Raw genomic sequence first — 13,980 nt, forward strand, 5'->3', positions numbered from 1 at the left:
CGCTCAAACGGACAGTACGCGAAAGTAGATATCGCGCAGGGGCAGCACCGCCTGGATCGTCGAAAGATCGAGGACCTCGTCAAGGCCATCGATAACCCGAAACCCGCTCCAGCGTCCTTCGATGCGGTCGAAGACCTCGAGATGCGGCCGGTCCCGCGCCACCAGCACATAGTGCTGAAGTGAGGCGAGCTGCTGATAGACGGCCCACTTCTCGAAGCGATCTCGGGCCTCGGTCCCAGGTGAGAGCACCTCGACCAGGACCGTGGGATTTTCAACAGACGTTGCGCCAGGTTCGATGTCGCCGCAGACGACGAGCACATCCGGAAGCATCGCGGCGTCTAGGGTTTTGCTCTTCATATAGAATGTTTCGGTGAAGGTCTGGCAGGACGATCCCTTCGCGCGAAAGCCGACTTCCAGGCCCAGGGCGATGTTCTGGACGATCCGCGCATGCTCCCAGCGCGCGCCGACCATCATCCGGACCACGCGCCCCCCGATCAGCTCCCATCGCTCGTTCCGGGGCTTATCGGCCAGCAACTCCTCGAAATCGTCGAGAGCCATCCATTCGAATTCGTGCGATGCACCACCCACGGGAAGCTCTCCGGCTGCGACGAACCAGCGCCCCACACGCCCTGCGCCGCGACGGGAATGTAGCGCGAACGGCGCCGTTGTGCGACATCCGCCACGAGAACAGATGATGGACGCCGGCCCCGGCCCCCACCGAGAATCCGTGTGAGCAAACCTACGAGACCCACCTCGAAGGCGTCGGCGCCCAAATCGCCGACCCTCCAGCCACTTCCCGAATCGCTCCTCACGCCCGAGCGGCGCGAGGACGACCTGGAGCAGTCGATCCGGCCGCTGAGCCTGTCCGAGTTCATCGGGCAGCGGGCGGCGCGCGCCAACATGAGCATCTTCATCGAATCGGCCAAGAAGACCGGCTCGGCCCTCGACCACGTGCTGTTCGTCGGGCCGCCCGGCCTCGGCAAGACGACCCTGGCGCAGATCGTGGCCCGCGAGCTCGGGGTGAACTTCCGCTCCACCTCCGGCCCGGTCATCGCCAAGGCGGGCGACCTCGCCGCGCAGCTGACGAACCTGGAAGAGCGCGACGTGCTCTTCATCGACGAGATCCACCGGCTCAACCCGGCGGTGGAGGAGATCCTCTATCCGGCCATGGAGGATTACCAGCTCGACCTCATCATCGGCGAGGGGCCGGCCGCCCGCTCGGTCAAGATCGAGCTGCCGAAATTCACCCTGGTGGGCGCCACCACCCGCGCCGGCCTGCTGACCACGCCCCTGCGCGACCGCTTCGGCATCCCGATCCGGCTCGAATTCTACGACGTCGACGAGCTCGAGCTCATCGTCAGCCGCGGCGCGCGCGTCCTCGGCCTCGGCATGTCGGCGGAGGGCGCCAACGAGATCGCCAAGCGCGCCCGCGGCACGCCCCGCATCGCCGGGCGCCTGCTGCGCCGGGTGCGCGACTTCGCCATCGTGGCCGACGCGCCGACCGTGACCCGCGCCATCGCCGACCGGGCGCTGCAGCTCCTCGACGTCGATCCGGCCGGCCTCGACGTGATGGACCGCAAGTACCTGACGATGATCGCGAGTTCCTTCAATGGCGGCCCGGTCGGGATCGAGACCATCGCGGCCGCCCTGTCGGAGCCCCGCGACGCCATCGAGGACATCATCGAGCCGTTCCTGATCCAGAAGGGCTTCGTCCAGCGCACCCCGCGCGGGCGCATGCTCACGCCCCACGCCTTCCGCCACATGGGCTTTCCCGAGCCCCGGCGCGAGCCGAGCGGGCAGTTCGGCCTGTTCAACGCCGACGACCCGGACGCCTGAGCGGCGCGGGCCGGGGCGTCAGGCCGCGTCCCGGTGCTGCTTCGACTCGCAGCGGACGCCCTCGATGCCCGGCACGGCGAAGACCCGGCGTGCGAGCATGTCCCCGAGGTCGGCCCCCGGCAGCGGACGGCTGAAGAGGAAGCCCTGCAGCTCGTCGCAGCCCTCCGCCTCGAGGATCGCCGCCTGCTCGGCCGTCTCGACCCCTTCGGCGACGACGCCCATGCTGCAGGCCTTGCCCAGCCCCACCAGCGCCCGCACGATGGCGACGCTTCCGCTCTCCTGGCCCAGGGCGCGGACGAAGGACCTGTCGATCTTGAGCTTGTCGAAGGGGAAGCGCCGCAGGTAGCTGACGCTCGAATAGCCCGTGCCGAAATCGTCCATCGCGATCCGCAGGCCGAGCCCGTGCAGCCGGTGCAGAATCCGGAAGGTCTCGGCATTGTCGCGCAGCAGGACGGATTCGGTGATCTCCAGTTCCAGACGGCTCGCCACGAGCCCGGAGCCGACCAGCGCCCGCGTCACGTCCTCGACGAGATCGCCGCGGACGAACTGCACGGACGAGAGATTGACGGCGATCTTGAGCGTGTCCGGCCAGGTCGCCGCCTCGCGGCAGGCCTGGGCGAGGACCCAGGCGCCGATCGGCCGGATCAGCCCCATCTCCTCGGCCACCGGAATGAAGATGTCCGGACTGATCAGGCCCTGTTCGGGATGGCGCCAGCGCAGCAGCGCCTCGAAGCCGCTGAGCGTCCGGGTCCGTGCGGCCACGAGGGGCTGGTAATGCAGTTCGAACTGGCCGCCCGCCAGGGCACGCCGCAGCTCCGCGCCGAGATGGTGCCGGCGCTGGATGTCCGTATCCATGTCCGCCTCGAAGAAGCGCCAGGTGCCGCGGCCCGCCGCCTTCGCCTGGTACAGCGCCACGTCGGCACGGCGCAGGCCCGTGTCGCTGTCCGCGTCGTCCGGCTCCAGGAGCGCGATCCCGATGCTGGTCCCGATGACGATCTCCTGGTCCTGGATCGCGAAGGGCGCCTGGAACACGGCGATCAGGCGCGCGGCGAGATCGGCCGCATCGGCGGGCGCGACGATCCCGGACTGGACGATGGCGAACTCGTCGCCGCCCAGGCGCGCCACGAAATCGGAGGCGCGCAGGCACTCCCCGAGGCGCTGCGCGGTCAGGCACAGGAGCGCGTCGCCGGCCGGATGACCGAGCGTGTCGTTCACCCCCTTGAAGCCGTCGAGATCGAGGTAGAGCACCGCCGTCCGCCCGCCGGAGCCGCGACCGGCGAGGACGCCCGCCATGTGCTCGCGCAGGAAGGCCCGGTTGGGCAGCCCGGTCAGGGCGTCGTGGCGCGCCATCCGGACGATCTGCGCCTCGCTCTGGCGTCGCTCCGTGATGTCCTCGTGGGTGCATTGCCAGCCGCCGCGGATCGGCACGTGCTTGATCGCGAGGGCGCGCCCATCGGGGAGATCCCAGGTGAAGGAGGCCGGATGCGTCGAGGCCCGGCTCGGGTCCGGCCAGGGCGGCACGCGATCGTCGTGGCTGGCCGCGAGATAGGCCCGGATGGCGTCCAGCGTCGTGCCGGGCTGGCGCAGATCGGGGGGGACGCTGTGGAGGTCGACGTAGCGCGCGTTCATCACGATCAGCCGATTGTCGAGGTCGAACAGGCAGAGGCCCTGGGCCATGTTGTCGAGGGCGATCCCGAAGCGGGCGTATTGCGTGCGCAGCGCGTGCTCGCCCCGGGCCCGCTCCTCCGCGCGCAGGAGCAGTTCCTGCCCGCGGGCCTGGCGTCGGCCGAGCACGAAGAGCCCGACGAGGCCGAGGTCGAGGAGGCCGGCGGCCGTGCCCAGCACCGTGGCCTGGCGGCGCCAGGGCGCGAGAGCCTCCGCCGTGGTCCGGCTGACGCTGAGGATCGCCGGGTAGTTCGAGAGCGTGCGGGTCGCGATGAGCCGATCCTGCGCATCGATGGGGCTGACGGTGCGGGTGACGCCGCCGGCCCTGTTGCGCAGAGCGATCAGGGCGGCGCCGGTCGTGGTGTAGCCGCGCCCGATCGCATCCTCCCGGTGCGGATGGCGCACCAGGAGCACCCCGTCGGTGCGGAACAGCGAGATGACGTAGTCGGGCTGCGGCGCGATCTGGCCGTAGAGGCCGGCGAAGTACTGCAGTTCCACGGCGCCGAGCACGAGGCCGAGGAAGGTCCCGTCCGGAGCGGAGATCTTGCGGGCGATATACAGGGTCCAGCTGCCGTTGCCGCGGTTCTGCACCGGCTCGCTGATGAAGCGCTGCAGCAGCGGATCCGACGCCAGCGCCTTGAAGTAGTCCCGGTCGGCGATGTTCACGTCCGGGATCGGCCAGAACCGGGTGAAGTTGCGCAGCCTGCCCGTGTGGTCGACCACCGTGACGGCATTGACCTGGGGCAGGGCCGCCGTCCGCGCCCGCAGGGACTCGTGCATGGCCCGCGTCCCCATCTGGGTCGCGAAGGCGGCCGGGGTGGCGATCTCGGCGACGCGGAGTTCGTCGATCAGGGAATCCTGCACCAGCTCGATGGCCTGTAGGGCCCGGTCGGCCTGGTCGGCTAGGACGGTCGTCAGGCTGACGAGGTTCTGCTCGGTATCGGCGATGGCCCGTCCGTACAGGTCCGCGATGAAGAGCGCCGCACTCGCGGCAATGGCCAGGCCGAGGATGCCGCCGGCAGCGGCGAGAAAGACAAAAGAATTTGTGCAAAGGTCTTTCGTCGATGTGATCAGGCGAGACAATTGCTTCCGAGCACTGGTCGTCGGCATGATCCTATCCTGTGTACCGCCGCTGCGGCACGGACATCGCGCCGAATCACATTGACGTCTTTGTCCAAAAACGTCGAGAACTCGGCGTGCGGGCGCCTTTCACTCGATCAACGGGGGAATGGATTAATTTTCCTTCCGCGTTGTCCAGCGGGTTTTCTGCCCTGCGCAGGGACGTGGCCGCGCCCGCTCCGCGCGGCAATCGGCCCGGAGGCGCGGCTTCGCGTGGGGCGGCGTTGCTCGCATTCGGGAATCTGCTAGAGCGGCCAGCCGGTTCGGGGGGCCTGTCGGGGGCGCATGGCCGGCCCTTCGCGGGAAAGGCCGCCCTCGCCACGCGGACCGTATGCCGGCCCGGCAGCGCGATCCGGCCGGTGTTGTCGTTCATCACAAAACCGGGAGACTCGCCGTTGACCCAGTCCGAACCCGGCCTCCACACCCTGCCGGTGCGCGTCTACTACGAGGACACGGACTTCTCCGGCTTCGTCTATCACGCGAGCTACCTGCGCTTCATGGAGCGGGGGCGCACCGAACTCCTGCGCGGGCTCGCGGGGGATCAATCCGATCTGCACCGGGACGCGGCCGGGCTGCACTTCGTCGTGCGCCGCATGGTGATCGACTACGCCAAGCCCGCGCGGATGGACGATCTCCTGGCGATCCGGACCTGGACGACCGCCCTGAAGGGCGCCTCGATGCACCTCGCCCAGGAGGTGCTGCGCGGGGACGAGCGCCTCGTGCAGGCCGAGGTCGTGGTCGCCTGCGTCCGCGACGGCCGCGCGGTCCGCCTGCCCGACAGCCTGCGGCAGCGCCTGTCGCCCGAGCGTGGCGATCCCGAACCCACGCCGCTGGCCTAGCCGGAGGCACGGGGCCGGCCGGTGGCCCCGCCCCCGATCGGGGGCGTGTCCGCCTCAGATCTTGCGGACTTCGCCGAGGAAGAGCTTCACCGCGGCCGCCACCGCCTCGATCTCGCGATTGAGATCCGCCGTCGCGCGCAGCATCCTCTCGGCCGACTTGGCCGAATCCGTCGCGCTCATGGCGACCGCCGCGACGCTGGAACTCACCGTCTCGGTCCGGCCCGAGGCCTCCTCGACGCTGCGGCGGATCTCGGTGGAGGTGGCCGACTGCTCCTCGACGGCGGACCCGACGGAGATCGCGCTCTCGTCGATTCGGGCGATGATGCCGGCGATCCGCTCGATGGTCGAGGCGGTGGAGGTCGTCGCGGTCTGGATCATCGCGACCTGACGCGAGACATCGTCCGTGGCCCGGGCGGTCTGGGCCGCGAGTTCCTTGACCTCGCTGGCGACGACGGCGAAGCCCCGCCCGGCCGGCCCGGCCCGCGCCGCCTCGATGGTGGCGTTGAGGGCCAGCAGGTTGGTCTGGCTGGCGATCTGGCCGATCATGCCGACGACCTGACCGATATGGTTCGAATTCTCGCTCAGGGCGCGCACGCTCGTGACGGCCTGGCGCGCTTCCTCCACCGCCTCGCCGGTGACGGAACGGGAGCGGTTCATCTGCTGCGTGATCTCGGCATTGGCGGTGTTGAGTTCCTCCACCGCCCTGGCCACGGTCCGGACGTTGACCGAGGTCCCGACGGCGCCCGTCGACGCCGTCGCGGCTGCGTCGGAGGTCTCGCCGGTCTTCTCCAGGACCTGGTTGGCGGAGTCCTGCATGGTCTGCGTCGCGCCCCCGGCGGCATCCAGGGCGGTCTGGATCGCGGAATCGAAGGCCGAGATCGCATCGGTGAAGGGGGTCACGTCGGCCCAGGACAGCACGGCCGCGATGTAGGCGCCCTGTGCCATCACCGCCGAGACGTGCAGGTCGAGGGTCTTGGGGCCGAGCCGGATCTTGGTGCGCCACGGCAGGCGGGACGGATCGGCGACGATGCTGCGCTGGTGATGGGGGTTCTTGTGGAACACGTCCATCGACGTGCCCACCATCTGATCGGGATTCACTTCCCGCGGCAGGTATTGCCGCAGTGCATGCATGGTCTCGACGCTGCGGCGGTTGGCATAGGTGATGTTCGCGGTCACGGGATCGAGGACGAGGACGTTGACCGGGAGCGCGTTCAGCACGGCCTCCCATTCGATCTGCGTCCCGACATCGGTCCGGATCTCGGGTTGCGGCCGGCGCAGGGACCCAAAAAGCGCTCTTTGGCTGGGCATGGGTTTGACTTTCTAGTCGATGATTATAGCCTTATGTGCCGGGTAAACGTACCTTATATTGATTAAACAAGTATAAAACAAAGATGAATTCTTCCGTCTCGACTGAATTCCCCGTGTCTCTGTCCGCCTGGCGGGCGGATGGCGTCGGACATGGGGGATTCGCAGCGTCCGGAGCGGGGCCGGCCACCCGCCGGCCCGAGGGCGGCCGGGGGCGGCCGAGGGCGGCCGGGGGGCAGCAAGGGAATGTTAACCCTGCCGGGTGCTTAACTGCGTCCTGCCGGGCGCGTGCGATGCACAAGGCCGGCCCATACTTTCGACAGATTCGCGGGCCATTGAGCCTTGAAATCGCTCAAGGTTCCGGTTGAAGCGCGCAAGACGGACCACCGGTTCCGTGACGGCTCCGCGCGGGGTTTTTCGAGGATCACGTCATGAACCCAGCCGATGCCATGCAGGCGATGCCGGCCCCCGACATGACGCTGCTCGGGCTGTTCCTGCAGGCCCACTTCGTCGTCAAGGTCGTGATGCTCGGGCTGATCGGCGCCTCGATCTGGTGCTGGTCGATCATCGTCGACAAGACCCTGCTGTTCCGCCGCACCAAGGCCGAGATGGACGCCTTCGAGGAGGCGTTCTGGTCCGGCCGCTCGCTGGAGGAACTCTACCGCTCGTTCAACGACCGGCAGCCGGTGGGGCAGGGGGCCCTGTTCGTGGCCGCCATGCGGGAGTGGAAGCGCTCCTTCGAGGGCTCGGGCCGCCAGATCCAGAGCCTGTCCCAGCGCATCGACAAGGTGCTGGACGTGACGATCCAGCGCGAGGTCGAGCGCCTCGAATCCCGCCTGCTCTTCCTCGCCTCCATCGGCTCGGCCGGCCCCTATATCGGCCTGTTCGGCACGGTCTGGGGCATCATGACCGCCTTCACCTCGATCGCGGCCTCCAAGAACACCTCGCTGGCGGTGGTGGCCCCGGGCATCGCCGAGGCGCTGTTCGCCACCGCCATCGGGTTGTTCGCGGCGATTCCCGCCGTGCTCGCCTACAACAAGCTGCAATCGACCGTGGCCAAGAACCAGTCGCGCCTCGAGGGCTTCGCCGACGAGTTCTCCGCCATCCTCTCGCGGCAGATCGACGAGCGCCTCTCGCTCGTCGCCTGACCCCACTCCCACACCCGAGGAACGATCATGGGCATGGCCCACGGAGCAGCGCAGGGTGGTGGCGGACGGCGCCGGCGGGGACGCCGGCACGCGGCCATCAACGAGATCAACATGACGCCGTTCATCGACGTCGTGCTCGTGCTGCTGATCGTCTTCATGGTCGCGGCGCCGATGATGACGGTGGGCGTGCCCCTCGACCTGCCGCAATCGAAGGCGAGCCCGCTGAACTCCGACACCAAGCCCGTGACCCTGTCGATCCGCCAGTCGGGCCAGGTCTTCCTTGGCGAGAGCGAACTGTCCGACGACACCATCGTGCCCAAGCTCACCGAGAGCGCGAAGGCCGGCTTCGAGGAGCGGGTGTTCGTGCGCGGCGACAAGCGGGTCGATTACGGCCGCGTCGCCCAGGTGATGGCGATCGTGACCGGCGGCGGCTTCAGGAAGGTCGCCCTGGTCACCGAGCCGGACCAGAAGTAGCGGGCCCCGGCGGTGCGAGTTCCCTTCAAGCGCAGTGAACCGGGCGTCTGGGTCTCGGCGGCGACGCATGTCGGCCTGCTGACGGTCGCCCTGCTCTCGGTGGCGGCCCCCGCCCTGCCGGATGCGCAGGAGGGCGTGCCCGTCGAGGTGATGACCGAGCAGCAATATTCGGAGCTGACCAAGGGCGAGCGCAACGCCGACGCGCCGCAGCCCAACGCCAAGCCGCGCGCCGACCGCGTCGCCGAGAAGTTCGAGGAACGCGAGCCCGAGAACGCCAAGGTGGATGCCCCGGCGCCCCCGAAGCGCCCGGCCGACATGAAGGTGGCGAGCGCCGAGGAGATGCCGCTGCGCTCCAGCGAGCCCGACCCGCAGGAAGCCAAGGCCGAGGCGGCCAAGGAAGCCGCCAAGGAGGCTGCCAAGGAGGCCGCAAAGGCGGAAGCGGCCAAGGCTGAAGCGGCCAAGGCGGCCAAGGCCGAGGCTGCCAAGGCCGCTGCCGCCGCCGAGGCGAAGGCCGCCGCTGCGGCCGAGGCGAAGGCCGCCGCCGCGGAAGCCAAGGCCGCGGCCGCCGCCAAGGCGAAGGCCGAGGCGGTCAAGCGCGAGCAGCTCGCCGAATTGATCGAGAAGCAGGAAGCCGAGGCGGAGGCCAAGGCCGAGGCCGCCGCCAAGGCTGAGGCCGCGAAGGCCGCTGCCGCCGCCAGGGCGAAGGCGGAGGCCAAGGCGAAGGCCGACGCGCAGGCCAAGGCCGAGAAGGAAGCGGAAGCCAAGGCGGAGAAGGAGGCGGAAGCCAAGGCGAAGGCCGTGGCGGAGGCGAAGGCCAAGGCGGAAGCGGAGCGTCAGAAGGAGCTGGCCGAGGCGAAGGCCGAGGCGGAGACCGAAGCCAAGGCGGAAGCCGCGGCCAAGGCCAAGGCCGACGCGGCCGCCAAGGCGAAGGCCAAGGCGATGGCGGATGCCAAGGCGAAGGCCGACGCGGAGGCCAAGGCCAAGAAGCAGGCCGAGCTCGCCGACAAGTTCAGCGCGGGCGACATCCGCTCGCTGCTCGCCTCGAAGGCACCCTCGCAATCCACCGGCGCCACCGGGCGCGAGGTCCAGCGCACCGCCTCCCTGGGGGCGGCCTCCGGCACCGCCCAGCGCCTGTCGCCCTCCCTGCGGGATGCCCTGGTGGGCATGCTGCAGCAGCAGATCGAGCGCTGCTACGTGGCGCCTCCGGGCGCGACCCAGGGCGTGGTCCTGCCGATGCTCGACATCCGGCTGAACCCGGACGGCACGCTCACCTCCGAGCCTCGGATCATGCGCGGCGGTGCGAACGCGGTGGATCGCTCCATCGCCGAGGCGGCCCAGCGGGCGGTGCGCCGCTGCGCGCCCTACAAGATCCCGGCCCAGTACGCCCCGTATTACAACGACTGGAAAGCCATCAACGCGGAGTTCGAGTTCTCGCGGGCGTGATGCGGCGGCCCCGTCCCGGCGGCACCTGCGTGCGGCCCGGGGCGGCGACCCGGCGCCCGCGGCGTGAGGCGGGGCCGTCCCGCCCGCGCGTACCTCGCGGACCCATCCCCGATCCTCGCATTCCCACGACCACGGAATCGATCATGCATCGCAGTCTTCCCGAGAGCCCCGTGTCCAAGGGCCTGACGTCGCTCCTCGCGCTCCTGGCCCTCGTCCTGTTCGGGCTGACGCCAGCGGCGGCGCAGCTCAACCTGCGCATCGGCGGCGGCTCGTTCCAGCCGATGCCGATCGCGGTCACGGATTTCTCCGGCGATCCGAGCCTGGGGCTCCTCGTCTCCAGCGTGGTCACCAACAACCTGCGGCGCTCGGGCTACTTCACCCCCGTGGAGAAGGCGAAGTTTCCCGAGGCGCCGGGCTTCGATTCGGTGCCCGGCTTCGAGAAGTGGCGGGCGGCCGGCGTCCAGGCCCTGATCACCGGCCGCGTCGCCCGCGACGCCGCGGGCAAGCTCAAGGTCGAGTTCCGCCTCTGGGACGTGACCTCGGGCCAGCAGATGACGGGCCAGCAATACGGCACCGACCCGGCCAATGCGCGCCGCACCGGCCACCTGATCTCGGACGCGGTCTACACCAAGATCACCGGCCTCGGGCCCTGGTTCGACAGCCGCATCGCCTTCGTGGACGAGTCCGGCTCCAAGGAGAACCGGCGCAAGCGCCTGATGGTGATGGACCAGGACGGCGCCAACGTGCGCGCCCTCACGAACGGCGAGAACGCCGTGGTGGCGCCGCGCTACTCCCCGGCGACCCAGGACATCGCCTTCATGACCCAGACCACCGGCCAGCAGCCGCGCATCCAGGTCATCAACCTGGAGACCGGCAGCCGGCAGGCGCTCGGCAAGGCCGATTCGATGAGCACCAGCCCGCGCTTCTCGCCGGACGGCCGCCGCCTCGTGATGAGCGTGCAGCAGGGCGGCAACGCCGACATCGTGGTCATGGATCTGGCCTCGAAGGCCCAGACCCCGATCACCAACGGCAACGCCATCGACACCTCGCCGACCTACTCGCCGGACGGCAGCCAGATCGTGTTCGAATCCGACCGCGGCGGCTCGCAGCAGATCTACGTGATGAGCGCCTCGGGCGGCACGCCCACCCGCCTCTCCTTCGGCGAGGGCTCGGCCTCGCAGCCGGCCTGGTCGCCGCGCGGCGACCTCATCGCCTTCACCCGCCAGCGCAAGGGCGGCTTCGCCATCTGCGTGATGAAGCCGGACGGTTCGGGCGAGCGCGTGCTCACGGAAGGCTTCCACAACGAGGGCCCGACCTTCGCGCCGAACGGCCAGTACGTGCTGTTCTTCCGCGATCCGGGCGGCCAAGGCGGCGGCAAGCTCTACATGGTCGACATCACCGGCAAGGTGGAGCAGCCGGTGCCGACCCCCTCCTACGCCTCGGACCCGACCTGGTCGCCGCTGCTGTCGGGGAAGTAGAAACCGACGAGCGCGGCGGCAGCCTCAGCCGCGCTCGTAGCCCGTGGTTCGGCGAACGAAGCTGAAAGCCGAGCTCAGCGATGCGCCGGCGGCTCCGGTCACAGCCTGAACGGCGCCGACGGCCGCCTGGGCCGCTTCGCTCGCCGTCGTCGCCAGGGACGAATCCGCGTGTCCCGGTCCGTCGACCGGCTGGGACACCCGCTGTGCGGCCCGGGCGAAGCCCCGCCGCAGCACTTCCCGATCGTTGCTGATCAGCGCCGGAAGCCGCGGGTCGGCCAGGGCGATCAGCAGGTCTCCCTCCTGGAAGGTGATCTCCAGCAGCGTCTGAGGCTGGGATTCCTCGGCCGAGACCGACGTCAGGGCGGTCGCGGCGAGCAGGGCCGTTCCGCTCAAGTCGATGTTCGAGGCAAGGGCAAGGCTTCCCTTCAGGCCTTCGAGAACCTGCCCGCCCCAGTTGCGTGCGCCCGCGACGTCTCCGTGGGCCTCCACGGTCAGAATGCTCTCGACCGAGCGCTCGACGCCGTCCGGGCTGGTCAGGACCCCGGCCTGATACGTGCCCCGGCCCTTGCCGCAGTTCCCCGCAACCACCTTGATGTCGGCCATCGCATCCTCCCGCCGTATTTCTACCTCTGCGTGCAGGCGGCTGTCATGCACAAAAGCTTGGCCATGCGGGATCACAAGGCGCGGGACGCTGAGACCCGGGCCAAGTGCTTGCTGCATCACGCATTATCCCTCACGCACCACGAACGTGCCGCCAAAGGGATAATCCCGCTCCTCACTCCGCCGGGACGAGCCGGTCCCGTGCCCGCAGCGCGGGAAACACCCGGCCCCACAGGGCCGCGACCAGCAGGGTGGCGAGGCCGCCGGCCACCACGGCCGGGACGGCGCCGATCAGGGCCGCGAGGGTGCCGGATTCGAACTCGCCGAGCTCGTTCGAGGCGCCGATGAAGACCGAGTTCACCGCCGAGACCCGGCCGCGCATGGCGTCGGGCGTCTCGCCCTGGACGAAGGTCTGGCGCACGAACACGCTGATCATGTCGGCTGCCCCCGTGACGAACAGGCAGGCCATGGAGAGGGGCAGGGAGGTCGAGAGCCCGAAGCCCACCGTGGCGAGGCCGAAGAGGCCCACGGCCTGGAGCATGCGCAGGCCCGCATGGCGCTGCAGCGGCCGGTAGGCGAGGGCGACGGCGGTGAGCACGGCACCGGCCGCCGGCATGCTGCGCAGGATGCCAAGGCCGAGGGGGCCGACATGCAGCACCTCCGCGGCGAAGATCGGCAGCAGGGCGGTGGCCCCGCCGAGCAGCACCGCCACGAGGTCGAGGCTGATGGCGCCGAGCACCACCGGATGCGTGCGGATATAGGTCAGGCCGGCCGAGAGGGTCTCCCAGGTCACGGGCGGCCGCTCGGCGAGGAGGGCGGGCCGGAACCGGATCGCCAGGATGAGGGCGCTGGCGAGGGCGAAGCTCGCGGCAGCCGCGCCGAAGACCACCGCCGGCCCGAGGGCGTAGAGGAAGCCGCCGGTGGCCGGGCCCAGGATCGAGGCGCTCTGCCAGAGCGAGGCGTTCCAGGCGATGGCCGAGCCGAACAGGGCGCGCGGCACCAGGGTCGGCAGCAGGGCCTGCAGGGCCGGGTTGGCGAAGGCGCGGCCGGTGCCGATCACGACGACGAGCCCGTAGATCGGCCACAGGGTCGTGGTGCCGAAATGGGCCGCGAGGAGCAGCCCGAAATCCGCCAGGGCCAGGATCGCGTAGGCCAGGGCCGCCACGAGACGCCGGTCGTAGGTGTCGGCGACGTGGCCCGTCACCAGGGCCGAGAGCAGGGCCGGCAGGAAGCTCGCCAGGCCCACCATGCCGAGGGCCAGGGCCGAGCGGGTGATGTCGTAGACGAACCACCCCACCGCCACCGCCTGCATCTGGAAGGCGAGGCCGGTCAGGAAGCGGGCCGTTCCGAACAGGCGGAAATCGCCGTTGCGGAAGACGGTCCAGCGCGGCGCGGCATCGGTGCTCATCCGGCCGTGCTGCGGCAGGGAGGTTTTCCCGTCAAGGAAAAGGATTAGGAGGCGTACTTGACCGTGCAGCCATAGGGCCTGGCCGACCGCACCGAGACGGGCTTGCCGGCGGCGAGCTCGGTCAGGGCCGCGTCGACGTGGTTGCGGGCCGTCTTGAGGTCGGCCGGATCGGCCGAGGGCTTGTCGTCGATGCCGCCCTGGTAGGCGAGGGTGCCGTCCGGGGTGACCACGAACATGTGCGGGGTGGTCTTGGCGTCGTAGGCCCGGCCGAGGGTCCCGGTCGGGTCGAGGAGCACGGCGCTGGGCGCGGCGTCCCGGCTCTTCGTCAGGCGGTCGGCCTCCGCCCCGTCGACGGCGCCCTGCTCGCCCGGCGCCGAGGAGATCACGCTGAGCCAGACCACGCCCTGGCCGGTCCACGTCTTCTGCAGCGCCTGCATGGCGTGCGCGCCGTAATGCTTCATCACGAAGGGACAGTCGTGGTTGGTCCATTCGAGGACCACCGTCTTGCCAGCATAGTCCGAGAGCCGGACCGTGCGGCCGTCGGAGGCCTGGGCGCTGAAGGCCGGCGCGGGCTGGCCCACCTGCGGGCCGGCGGCCAGGGCGGGGCCCGCGAGGAGCGCCGCGAGGCCGGCGGCGAGGAGGAGACGGCGGGTCCGGGGCATCGG

At 70.0% G+C, this 13,980-nt stretch carries 12 protein-coding genes; 6 read left to right on the plus strand and 6 right to left on the minus strand.

Annotated features, from left to right (window positions below):
• Nucleotides 1–3 precede the first annotated feature (3 nt).
• The gene (locus ACXJY8_RS20500) at nucleotides 4–558 is read right to left on the minus strand and encodes a Uma2 family endonuclease (protein WP_463772954.1); all 555 of its coding nucleotides are present in this window, start codon (nucleotides 556–558) and stop codon (nucleotides 4–6) included.
• A 276-nt stretch (nucleotides 559–834) separates the two neighbouring features.
• On the opposite strand from ACXJY8_RS20500, the gene ruvB reads away from it, so the two are divergent.
• Complete coding sequence (gene ruvB / locus ACXJY8_RS20505) at nucleotides 835–1,836, plus strand: Holliday junction branch migration DNA helicase RuvB (RefSeq protein ID WP_463780853.1); 1,002 nt, start codon at nucleotides 835–837, stop codon at nucleotides 1,834–1,836.
• 18 nt (nucleotides 1,837–1,854) lie between these two features.
• On the opposite strand, the gene ACXJY8_RS20510 is transcribed toward ruvB, so the two are convergent.
• Nucleotides 1,855–4,611, minus strand: coding sequence for a bifunctional diguanylate cyclase/phosphodiesterase (locus ACXJY8_RS20510; RefSeq protein ID WP_463772957.1), 2,757 nt, complete (start codon nucleotides 4,609–4,611; stop codon nucleotides 1,855–1,857).
• A 404-nt stretch (nucleotides 4,612–5,015) separates the two neighbouring features.
• On the opposite strand from ACXJY8_RS20510, the gene ybgC reads away from it, so the two are divergent.
• On the plus strand, nucleotides 5,016–5,459 hold the full coding sequence (gene ybgC, locus ACXJY8_RS20515; protein WP_463772961.1) for a tol-pal system-associated acyl-CoA thioesterase: 444 nt from the start codon (nucleotides 5,016–5,018) through the stop codon (nucleotides 5,457–5,459).
• A gap of 54 nt (nucleotides 5,460–5,513) precedes the next feature.
• Here the strand turns inward: ybgC and ACXJY8_RS20520 are convergent, their stop codons facing one another.
• Complete coding sequence (locus ACXJY8_RS20520) at nucleotides 5,514–6,767, minus strand: methyl-accepting chemotaxis protein (RefSeq protein WP_463772963.1); 1,254 nt, start codon at nucleotides 6,765–6,767, stop codon at nucleotides 5,514–5,516.
• Nucleotides 6,768–7,195: 428 nt separating this feature from the next.
• Here ACXJY8_RS20520 and tolQ point away from each other — a divergent pair, with 428 nt between their 5' ends.
• The 4 genes from tolQ to tolB all read left to right on the plus strand — a co-directional run bounded on the left by tolQ (nucleotide 7,196) and on the right by tolB (nucleotide 11,307).
• The gene (gene tolQ, locus ACXJY8_RS20525) at nucleotides 7,196–7,912 is read left to right on the plus strand and encodes a protein TolQ (protein ID WP_056465906.1); all 717 of its coding nucleotides are present in this window, start codon (nucleotides 7,196–7,198) and stop codon (nucleotides 7,910–7,912) included.
• A 27-nt stretch (nucleotides 7,913–7,939) separates the two neighbouring features.
• Nucleotides 7,940–8,386: an ExbD/TolR family protein gene (locus ACXJY8_RS20530; RefSeq protein ID WP_463772969.1), complete on the plus strand. Its 447-nt coding sequence runs from the start codon at nucleotides 7,940–7,942 to the stop codon at nucleotides 8,384–8,386.
• Between the two features lie 12 nt (nucleotides 8,387–8,398).
• Nucleotides 8,399–9,829, plus strand: coding sequence for a cell envelope integrity protein TolA (tolA, locus tag ACXJY8_RS20535; RefSeq protein WP_463772971.1), 1,431 nt, complete (start codon nucleotides 8,399–8,401; stop codon nucleotides 9,827–9,829).
• A 143-nt stretch (nucleotides 9,830–9,972) separates the two neighbouring features.
• On the plus strand, nucleotides 9,973–11,307 hold the full coding sequence (gene tolB, locus ACXJY8_RS20540) for a Tol-Pal system beta propeller repeat protein TolB (protein ID WP_463772973.1): 1,335 nt from the start codon (nucleotides 9,973–9,975) through the stop codon (nucleotides 11,305–11,307).
• Between the two features lie 24 nt (nucleotides 11,308–11,331).
• Here tolB and ACXJY8_RS20545 read toward each other — a convergent pair whose 3' ends face one another.
• The 3 genes from ACXJY8_RS20545 to ACXJY8_RS20555 all read right to left on the minus strand — a co-directional run bounded on the left by ACXJY8_RS20545 (nucleotide 11,332) and on the right by ACXJY8_RS20555 (nucleotide 13,977).
• A complete protein-coding gene (locus ACXJY8_RS20545) occupies nucleotides 11,332–11,910 on the minus strand; it encodes a hypothetical protein (protein WP_463772976.1) in 579 nt (192 codons plus the stop codon).
• 172 nt (nucleotides 11,911–12,082) lie between these two features.
• Nucleotides 12,083–13,315: an MFS transporter gene (locus ACXJY8_RS20550; protein ID WP_463772981.1), complete on the minus strand. Its 1,233-nt coding sequence runs from the start codon at nucleotides 13,313–13,315 to the stop codon at nucleotides 12,083–12,085.
• 44 nt (nucleotides 13,316–13,359) lie between these two features.
• A complete protein-coding gene (locus tag ACXJY8_RS20555) occupies nucleotides 13,360–13,977 on the minus strand; it encodes a redoxin domain-containing protein (RefSeq protein WP_463772984.1) in 618 nt (205 codons plus the stop codon).
• Nucleotides 13,978–13,980 lie beyond the last annotated feature (3 nt).

The organism is Methylobacterium sp. TK31 (genome assembly GCF_055361545.1).